Genomic DNA, 8583 nt, shown 5'->3' with positions numbered 1-8583 from the left:
CCGGCATCGAGATCGTGGACGGGATGGTCGTCGTGAGCCCGAGCGCCTCCAAGCGGCACAACCGGCTGGCCCGAATCCTGGCCAATGCCCTGGACGCCGCCGCAGGCCCGGACTGGAACGCCGACACGGACTTCGACGTCCGCCTGCAGGACGTTCCGCTCACCAACCGCCATCCGGACGTCATCGTCTACCGGGCGGAGACCATCGACCTCACGCCCACTCGCCCCGAGCACGTGCTCCTGGTCGTCGAGGTCGTGTCACCCGGCTCGGAGACCACCGACCGGATCGTGAAGGTGGATCAGTACGCCAGGGCCGGCATCCCCTTCTACTGGCGGATCGAACAGGCCGCCACCGGCGTCCCGATCATCTACACCTACGTTCTCGACCCCGCCACCAAGGTCTACCGGGACGGCGAGATGTTCACCGGCGTGATCAAGGCTGCCGCGCCGTTCGCCGTGACCGTCGACCTGGGATCCGTCTGACGACGCCGGAAGATCATTTCCGCATGACTGAGCCGCTGTGCGCATACGGGGCCGAGGCTCGGCGCCCGTCCGGCCCGGCTCGGCCCTGACGACGGTCGGAGCTCCGCGGAAACCACGTGGTCCTCAGCGAGACGTGAAGGGCCCGGACACCACCCGGTTCGTGAGTTCACCGACACCAGTGGCACGCGCCACACCCGGCACTCGGGAAGACCGGGGCATCGCTTCGCCGGGCCTCCTCCGTCACCGCGCACGCCCCTGCCCGCGCGGATCCGGCGTCCGGACCCCGTACGACGTCCTCCGGTCAGGGGAGTTGGGCCGGACTCCCTCGCGTTCCGCGGCCGTACACAGGACACTTGCAGTCCGAACAGAATATCCCGGAGGGGGAATGCAGATGCGGGACGGCCATCGGGCTGAAGCGGAGAGGCTGTTGGCGCGCGCCGTGGAGGAGGAGGTGCGGCGCTCCGGAGGCCGGGCCGACGGGGGCACGCTCCTGGCGCGCGGGCGTGGTGCGCTCGATTCGCTCGCGGTGAGCGCCGCGGACGAGTACGCGGCGTACACCCGGTCCCTGGACGCCGCAGCGGCCGAGCAGCATCCGCTGTCCGCGCACTTCAACCGGGGCTCGATCGGAACTCCCTTGCTGGTCACGGGTGTTGCGGCGGTGGCCGCCTTCGGGGCGGACGTCGCTCTCGGTACGGGCGGAGGCACCGCCCTCGGTACCGGTGCGGTCGTCGCGGTCGCCGGGGCCGCCGCCACCGTCGTCAAGGTGACCGCCTCGCACTGGCCCGCGGCGCACCGCAGGGCCGGGGCGCAGGGCCAGCCGGGCGGCACCGAGCAGTTGCGGCTCCAGTGGCTGACGGCGCTGGAGGTGCGCGGCATCCGCCCGTACCTGGACCAGCAGCGGATGCTCAGCACGCCCAGGAAGAAGGCGGCCGGGACGGTGCCGCCGCAGCTGCGGCGCACCGACAAGAGCGCGGCGGCCCGCAGGCGGTCCGTCCTTGAGCAGTCGTTCGGTCATCTCCCGCAGCCGGAGGGGCCGTTCGCGGGCCGCCGTCAGGAGATGACGCAGATCGCCCAGTGGGTGCACGCGGCCCGCGCGTCCACCGAGACCCGGCCGACGGTCGTGGTGCTGCACGGGGCCCCCGGCTCCGGGCGCACCACCCTGGCGGTGCGCGCCGCGCACCAGCTGAAGGACCAGTTCCGCGGGGCGTGCGTGGTCGATCTGCGCGGGGCGACCCGCGACGAGCCGCCGCTGTCGACCCGGGACGCGCTGCTGCATCTGCTGAACCGGCTCGGCGCGCCGCGTGAGCAGCTGCTCTTCCGGGAGCGCTCCTCTCCCGAGCAGCATCTGAAGCGGCTGAGCGAGCTGTACCACCAGCATCTGACGGGGCTGCCCGTGACGGTCGTGCTCGACGACGCGTCCGATGCGGACCAGGTGCGGGCGCTCGTGCCCGCGCGTTCGGACAGCCTGGTGCTGGTGACGGCCCGCACCCCGCTGGAGCTGCCCGCCGACCTGACGGCCTGGGTGCACCAGCTGCCGGTCGAGGCGCTGGACACGGCGGGTTCGGAGGAGCTGCTGCGGGAGATCGCGGAGGAGCGCGAGGACCCGTACGACGCCGAATCGACCGATCTGGTCGCGGAGTTGTGCGGCGGGCTGCCGTTGGCGCTGCGGGTCGCGGGCTCCTCGCTCGGCCCCCGTTCGACCCGCGAACTCGCCGCGCAATTGGGCACGTACACCCGGCTGGACCCGGTGGAGCGCGCCCTGCGGCTGCGCTACAGCGATCAGCCCGAGCAGGGGCGGCGGCTGCTGCGCAGGCTCGCGCTGGCCGGCCGCGCCAGCCTCGGGGTGGCGGCAGCCGCGGCGCTGCTGGGCGCGGACGACCAGGAGGCGCGGCGGCTGCTGACCCTGCTGTCACGGGCCGGTCTGATCGGCCAGGTGCGGGGCAGCCGCTACCGGCTGCACGACACGGTACGGACGTTCGCGCAGGCCAGGCTGGAGGAAGAGGAGGCGCAGTCGGAGCGTACGGCGGCCCAGGAGCGGCTGATCCAGAGCTACGCGGAGCTGGCGGACGCGGTGATCCGGCTGGTGGACGGCAAACTCTCCACCCGGGCGGGGCAGTTCGGACCGCACGGCTTCGCCTCGCTGGACGCGGCGCTGCGCTGGCTGGACGAGGAGTCGAGCTTCATCACGTCGGCGCTGCGCCAGGCGGAGGGGGTGGACCAGGATGTGGTGCTGCATCTGCTGGGCGCGCTCTGCGACTACTGCCTGCTGCGCGGTGACCTCTACCGGCTGGGTGAGATCAGTGAGCTGACCCAGGCGGTCGGCCAGGGCCTGCTGGCCCGGTCGGTGCAGTGGCGTACGGGCATCGCGGCCCGTCAGCTCGGTGAGCTGGACAAGGCCCGGACGACGCTCAGTTCGGTCGTGGACCTCTACCACGAGGCGCAGCAGGATGCCGGTGAGGCGCTCGCGCTCTGTTCGCTGGGGATCACCCTGCACCACCAGGGCAATCTGACGGAGGCGTCGGCGCGGCTGCGGGAGGCGATCGCGCTCCAGGCGGCGCCGGAGCTGGCGGCGGACCGGGCGTGGTCGCTGCACGCGCTGGCGGCGGTGGAGCGGGACCGGGCGAATCTGCCGGAGGCGCTGACGCTGCTGTCGACGGCGCTCGTCCTGCACCAGGAGAGCGATTCCCTGCACGGTGAGGCGTGGACGCACTTCCAGCTGGGGCAGCTGTGCCTGCGGCTGGGTGACGTGCCGCGGGCGGAGGAGGAGCTGCGGACGGCGCTGGACGCGTACGGGCAGACCCGGGACGGCCGCGGTGAGGCCTGGGCGATGACCCAGCTCGCCAGGGTCCGGTTGTTCGACGGTGATCCGTCGGCCGCCGTGGACCAGCTGCGCCAGGCGCTCTCCCGGCACCGGGACAACGAGGACGCGCGGGGCGAGGCGTGGACGCAGTACTACCTGGGGCTGGCCCTGGAGGAGCGCGGCGAGCGGGACCAGGCGGTGCGGGACCTGGAGCGGGCCCGCACGATGTTCTCGCGGATGCGGGACGTGTACGGGCTGGCCTGCGCCCGCCACCACTCGGGGCGGGTCACCCGCGACCAGCAGGCGGCCCGGACGGGCAACCTGCGCAACAGCGGTTTCGCCCGCCAGCTGCTGGTCGACGCCCGCACCGACTTCCAGCGGATCGGTGTCGCGCACGGCGAGGCGTGGACCTGCCTGGAGCTGGCCCTGATCGACGCGGGCAACAACCGCTCCGCCCAGGCACTCCAGCTCTGTGACGAGGCGGCGGACCTCTTCGCGGGGTACGGCGACCGCCGGGGCGTCGACTGGGCGCGCTTCCTGCGCTGCACGCTGCTGCCGTACGCGTCACCGGGCGGCTCGGAGGTGGGTGCGGCGGTGGCGGCCGAGGAGCTGTCCCAGCTGATCGGCGCCCCGCACCCGAGCCGCGACAGCAAGCTGGCGGACTGCGCGGAGGCGTACGCGCTGGTGCTGGACCGGGGTGTGGAGCTGGAGGACGGCTGGCAGGCGTGGCTGCTGGGCATGGTCCCGACCCGGAACTCCCGGGAGGTCATGGGGGTGCCGGTGACGGGCGCGCCGCAGTAGGCGGATCGGCCGGTGGCGGCAGCACCGCAGTAGGCGGACCCGGGGCGGGCGGTCCCGGCTCCGGCTTCCGGCCGTCCGCCATCGCCGGACGGGCTGTCACCCGGCCGGTCCGGCGAGGGCGGGGGTCCGGGTCAGGAGCCGGGTCCACCGGCTCCTGGCCCGGGGCGTCCGTCAGCCCCGTTCGGGGTCCGCCGCCGACGCGGCCGTCGCCACCTTCTCGGCCTGCGGCTCCGGTGCCTCCTTGAAGGAGACCCGGCCCATGTGGCGGCTCATCGACTTCATCAGCAGCCACACGCCCACGGCCAGGGCCGCGAAAACGAGGAAGCCGAGAAGGCCCGGAGTCACCTTGTTGTCGTCGACCTCGGCCAGAGGGACGAGGTGCGTCAATGCCTGGCTAGCGCTCATAACTAGGCATTGTCCCGGATGCCCGCAAAGAGGTCGTCCTCGGGGAGGGATGTGTCCACGAGAGACTTCGCCAGCTCGTACTCCTCGGTCGGCCAGACCTCCTGCTGGATCTCCATCGGGACGCGGAACCAGCCGCCGTCGGGGTCGATCTGTGTGGCGTGCGCGATCAGCGCCTTGTCACGGATCTCGAAGAAGTCCGCGCACGGAATGTGCGTGGTCAGCGTGCGCTCGGCGCGCTCGAACTCCTTCCAGCGCTGCAGCCAGTCCGCGTACGGCGACTCCATGCCGCGCGCCAGCAGCGCCTCGTGCAGCGCCACCGTGCGGGGCTTGTTGAAGCCCTGGTTGTAGTAGAGCTTCTGCGGCTGGAAGGCCGGGCCGAACTCCGCCTCGGGGTACTTCTCGGTGTCCGCCGCGGCATCGAACGCCACCATCGAGATCTGGTGGGTCATGATGTGGTCGGGGTGCGGGTATCCGCCGTTCTCGTCGTACGTCGTGACGACCTGCGGCCGGAATTCACGGATCAGCTTCACCAGCCGTCCCGCGGCGACGTCGACGTCCTCCAGCGCGAAGCAGCCCTCGGGCAGCGGCGGCAGCGGGTCGCCCTCGGGCAGACCCGAGTCGACGAAGCCCAGCCAGGCCTGGCCGACGCCGAGGATCTCGCGTGCCTCGTCCATCTCTTTCTTGCGGACTTCGTGGATGTGCTCCTCGATGTAGGAGTCACCCTGCAGTTTCGGATTGAGGATGGAGCCGCGCTCGCCTCCGGTGCAGGTCACGACCAGCACGTCCACCCCCTCGGACACGTACTTGGCCATGGTCGCCGCACCCTTGCTCGACTCGTCGTCGGGGTGGGCGTGGACGGCCATCAGGCGAAGCTGCTCAGTCAAGACAGGATCCTCAGTGATTCGTCGCAATCGGCGGCTTCTATAGTGACCGACTGAGGGGCCGGAAAATTCCGGGATTCCCCTGCACTGGAGGAACGATCATGACGGCGGTAGGCGAACAGCTCCCCGCGGGCCGCTACGGCGGCTCCGCGGACCAGCGCGCGGACCGCAAGCTGAAGATCATCGGCGCGGTGCTCGGCGCCGTGGCGCTCGTGGTCGTCGGCTGGTTCGGTTACCAGTCCATCGGCGGGAAGTCGATCAGCGGTGAGGTCATCAGCTGGGACATCGCCTCGGACCACGCCGTCGACGTCCACCTCGAAGTGCGCAAGGACGCGAACGTCCACGGCACCTGCACGCTGCGCCTGCGGGAGACCGACGGCGACGAGGTCGGCCGCAAGGACGCCCGGTTCGACCAGCGCGAGAAGCGGATCGACCAGGTGATCACGGTACGGACCACCGCACGGGCGACCAGCGTCGAGCTGGTCGGCTGCCAGACCGGCTCCTGACCCCGGCCGACGGCCGCCGCCACGGACCGCACCCGTTACCTCCTCCCCCTTCCGCGCCGGAATTGTTAGGCTCGTGGTTTCGCCCGCCCCTGGAGGCACATCCTTCTGGGTAGGGCGATGCTTTGTATTTCCGGTACCTACGAGGAGCACCAGTGACCCAGACCAGCGAAAACGTCACCTGGCTGACCCAGGAGGCGTACAACCAGCTGAAGGCTGAGCTGGAGTATCTGTCGGGTCCCGCACGCTCGGAGATCGTCACCAAGATCGCGGCGGCCCGCGAGGAGGGTGACCTGCGCGAGAACGGCGGGTACCACGCGGCCAAGGAGGAGCAGGGCAAGCAGGAGCTGCGCGTACGCCAGCTGACCCAGCTGCTCGAACACGCGAAGGTCGGCGAGGCCCCCGCGACCTCCGGCGAAGCCGCTCCCGGCATGGTCGTGACGATCGCCTTCGACGGCGACGAGGACGACACGATGACCTTCCTGCTCGCCTCCCGCGAGTACGCCAGCTCGGACTTCGAGACGTACTCCCCCCAGTCCCCGCTCGGCACCGGCGTGATCGGCAAGAAGGTCGGCGAGAACGCCGAGTACGAGCTGCCGAACGGCAAGACCGCCACGGTGAAGATCCTCAAGGCCGAGCCCTTCAAGGGCTGAACCGGCTGAATCAGCTGAACGGGCTGAACCAGCTGTGCGGAGAGCCCCCGGCGCGTATCGCTCGCGACCGGGGGCTCTCCCGTTCCCGCCGGACGGTCAGGCCGTCGCCGAGCGGTACTTGCGGACCGCCAGTGTGCGGAAGACCACAAAGATGAGCAGCGACCAGAGCAGCGAGGCCCAGACGGGGTGCTGCATGGGCCAGGCGTCCGACGTCGACACGCCCGGGTTGCCGAAGAGCACCCGGCAGGCCTGGACGGTCGCGCTGAAGGGGTTCCACTCCGCGATCGGCTGGAGCCAGCCGGGCATCATCTCCGTCGACACGAACGCGTTCGAGACGAAGGTCACCGGGAAGAGCCAGACGAGCCCCCCGGAGGTGGCCGCTTCCGGCGTACGGACCGAGAGGCCGATCAGCGCGCCGATCCAGGAGAACGCGTACCCCAGCAGAAGCAGCAGCCCGAAGCCGCCGAGGACCTTCCCGATGTTCTCGTGGGTGCGCCAGCCGACCAGCAGGGCGACGATCGCCAGCACCACCAGGGTGAGCGCAGTCTGGACCAGGTCGGCGATCGTCCGTCCGGTGAGCACCGCGCCGCGGGCCATCGGCAGCGAGCGGAACCGGTCGATGAGGCCCTTGTGCATGTCGTCGGCGATGCCCGCCCCGGCACCGGCCGTGGCGAAGGTGACGGTCTGCGCGAAGATGCCCGCCATCAGGAAGTTGCGGTAACCGACGGCGCTGGTGGAGCCGTTGACGACCAGGGACCCGCCGAAGACGTAGCTGAAGAGCACCACGAACATGATCGGCTGGACCAGGCCGAAGACCACGATCTCGGGGATCCGGGTCATCCGGATCAGATTGCGCTTCGCGATGACCAGGGAGTCGCTGACCGACTGCGTGATGCCGCCGCGCGGCCGGGGGGCCGCCGGGTTGGGTGCGGTGTCCGTGGCTGCGGTCACTTGCCGGCCTCCTGTGCGGTGTCCGTGACGTTCTCGGTGCCGTTCTCGGTGCCGTTCTCGGGAACCTCGGCGACGTGGCCGGTCAGGGAGAGGAACACGTCGTCGAGGGTGGGCCTGCGCAGTCCGATGTCGTCGATCTCGACACCGCGCGCGTCCAGGTCCCTGATGACTTCGGCGAGCAGCCTGGCGCCGCCGGAGACCGGGACGGTGAGCTTGCGGGTGTGCTGGGCGACGGCGACCTCGCCCGTGCCGAGCGCGGTCAGCACCTCCCTGGCGGGGCCGATCTGGTCGCGCTGGTGCACGACGACCTCCACCCGTTCGCCGCCGGTGCGCGCCTTGAGCTGGTCCGAGGTCCCGCGGGCGATGACCTTGCCGTGGTCGATGACGCAGATGTCGTGGGCCAGGTGGTCGGCCTCTTCGAGGTACTGGGTGGTGAGCAGCAGTGTCGTGCCGCCCGCGACGAGTTCCTCGATGACCTCCCACAGCTGCTGCCGGTTGCGCGGGTCGAGGCCGGTGGTCGGCTCGTCCATGAACATCACGGGCGGCTGGACGACGAGCGCGGCGGCGAGGTCGAGACGCCGCCGCATGCCCCCGGAGTACGTCTTGGCCGGGCGGTCGGCCGCGTCGGCGAGGTGGAACCGGTCGAGCAGTTCGACCGCACGCTTCTTCGCCGCGCGGCCGGACATCTGGTAGAGCTGGCCGACCATCTGGAGGTTCTCGCGGCCGGTGAGGTACTCGTCGACGGCGGCGAACTGGCCGGAGAGGCCCATGGACCGGCGCACTTCCGTGGGGTGCTTGAGCACGTCGATCCCGGCGACGAACGCCTTCCCGCTGTCCGGCTGCAGGAGGGTCGTCAGGACGCGTACGGCTGTGGTCTTGCCGGCGCCGTTGGGCCCGAGCAGGCCCAGAACCGTTCCTTCCGGGACATCGAGGTCCACGCCGTCGAGTGCGCGTACGTCACCGAAGGTCTTGACCAGGCCTTCGGCGTAAATGGCGCCAGGCATATGGGTTCCCCCCGCATGGGTGCGTTCTGGGTGATTTCCAGGCGATTTCTGCACACATCGTAGGTTTGCGACGACCGCTTCGCCCCTCAAGACGGCGCCACGG

General features: G+C 70.8%; 8 protein-coding genes. 4 read left to right on the top strand and 4 right to left on the bottom strand.

The annotated features are described in order from the left end of the window. Both NBY69_RS09230 and NBY69_RS09225 read left to right on the top strand, forming a co-directional pair. On the top strand, nucleotides 1-482 hold a 482-nt coding region (locus NBY69_RS09230; protein WP_250299730.1), incomplete at its 5' end, for a Uma2 family endonuclease. A 391-nt stretch (nucleotides 483-873) separates the two neighbouring features. Then, the gene (locus NBY69_RS09225) at nucleotides 874-4083 is read left to right on the top strand and encodes a tetratricopeptide repeat protein (RefSeq protein ID WP_250299729.1); all 3210 of its coding nucleotides are present in this window, start codon (nucleotides 874-876) and stop codon (nucleotides 4081-4083) included. Nucleotides 4084-4254: 171 nt separating this feature from the next. Here NBY69_RS09225 and NBY69_RS09220 read toward each other — a convergent pair whose 3' ends face one another. Both NBY69_RS09220 and mca read right to left on the bottom strand, forming a co-directional pair. Beyond that, a complete protein-coding gene (locus tag NBY69_RS09220; RefSeq protein ID WP_250299727.1) occupies nucleotides 4255-4488 on the bottom strand; it encodes a hypothetical protein in 234 nt (77 codons plus the stop codon). A gap of 2 nt (nucleotides 4489-4490) precedes the next feature. Next, on the bottom strand, nucleotides 4491-5372 hold the full coding sequence (gene mca / locus NBY69_RS09215) for a mycothiol conjugate amidase Mca (RefSeq protein WP_250299725.1): 882 nt from the start codon (nucleotides 5370-5372) through the stop codon (nucleotides 4491-4493). A 98-nt stretch (nucleotides 5373-5470) separates the two neighbouring features. Between mca and NBY69_RS09210 the strand changes: the two genes are divergently transcribed. Both NBY69_RS09210 and greA read left to right on the top strand, forming a co-directional pair. Further along, nucleotides 5471-5875 carry a DUF4307 domain-containing protein gene (locus NBY69_RS09210; RefSeq protein WP_250299723.1) on the top strand — a complete coding sequence of 135 codons (405 nt, stop codon included), beginning with the start codon at nucleotides 5471-5473 and terminating at the stop codon, nucleotides 5873-5875. 152 nt (nucleotides 5876-6027) lie between these two features. Continuing rightward, a complete protein-coding gene (gene greA / locus NBY69_RS09205) occupies nucleotides 6028-6525 on the top strand; it encodes a transcription elongation factor GreA (RefSeq protein ID WP_250299721.1) in 498 nt (165 codons plus the stop codon). Nucleotides 6526-6621: 96 nt separating this feature from the next. On the opposite strand, the gene NBY69_RS09200 is transcribed toward greA, so the two are convergent. Both NBY69_RS09200 and NBY69_RS09195 read right to left on the bottom strand, forming a co-directional pair. After that, the gene (locus tag NBY69_RS09200) at nucleotides 6622-7476 is read right to left on the bottom strand and encodes an ABC transporter permease (RefSeq protein WP_250299720.1); all 855 of its coding nucleotides are present in this window, start codon (nucleotides 7474-7476) and stop codon (nucleotides 6622-6624) included. Beyond that, nucleotides 7473-8480: an ATP-binding cassette domain-containing protein gene (locus NBY69_RS09195; protein ID WP_250299718.1), complete on the bottom strand. Its 1008-nt coding sequence runs from the start codon at nucleotides 8478-8480 to the stop codon at nucleotides 7473-7475. The genes NBY69_RS09200 and NBY69_RS09195 overlap by 4 nt, the downstream gene beginning before the upstream one ends. Nucleotides 8481-8583: the final 103 nt, after the last annotated feature.

This window comes from Streptomyces sp. A 4/2 (assembly GCF_940670765.1).
Lineage (GTDB): Bacteria > Actinomycetota > Actinomycetes > Streptomycetales > Streptomycetaceae > Streptomyces.
Note: the sequence above shows the minus strand (reverse complement) of the source record. Positions and strands in the feature narration are given on the sequence as shown.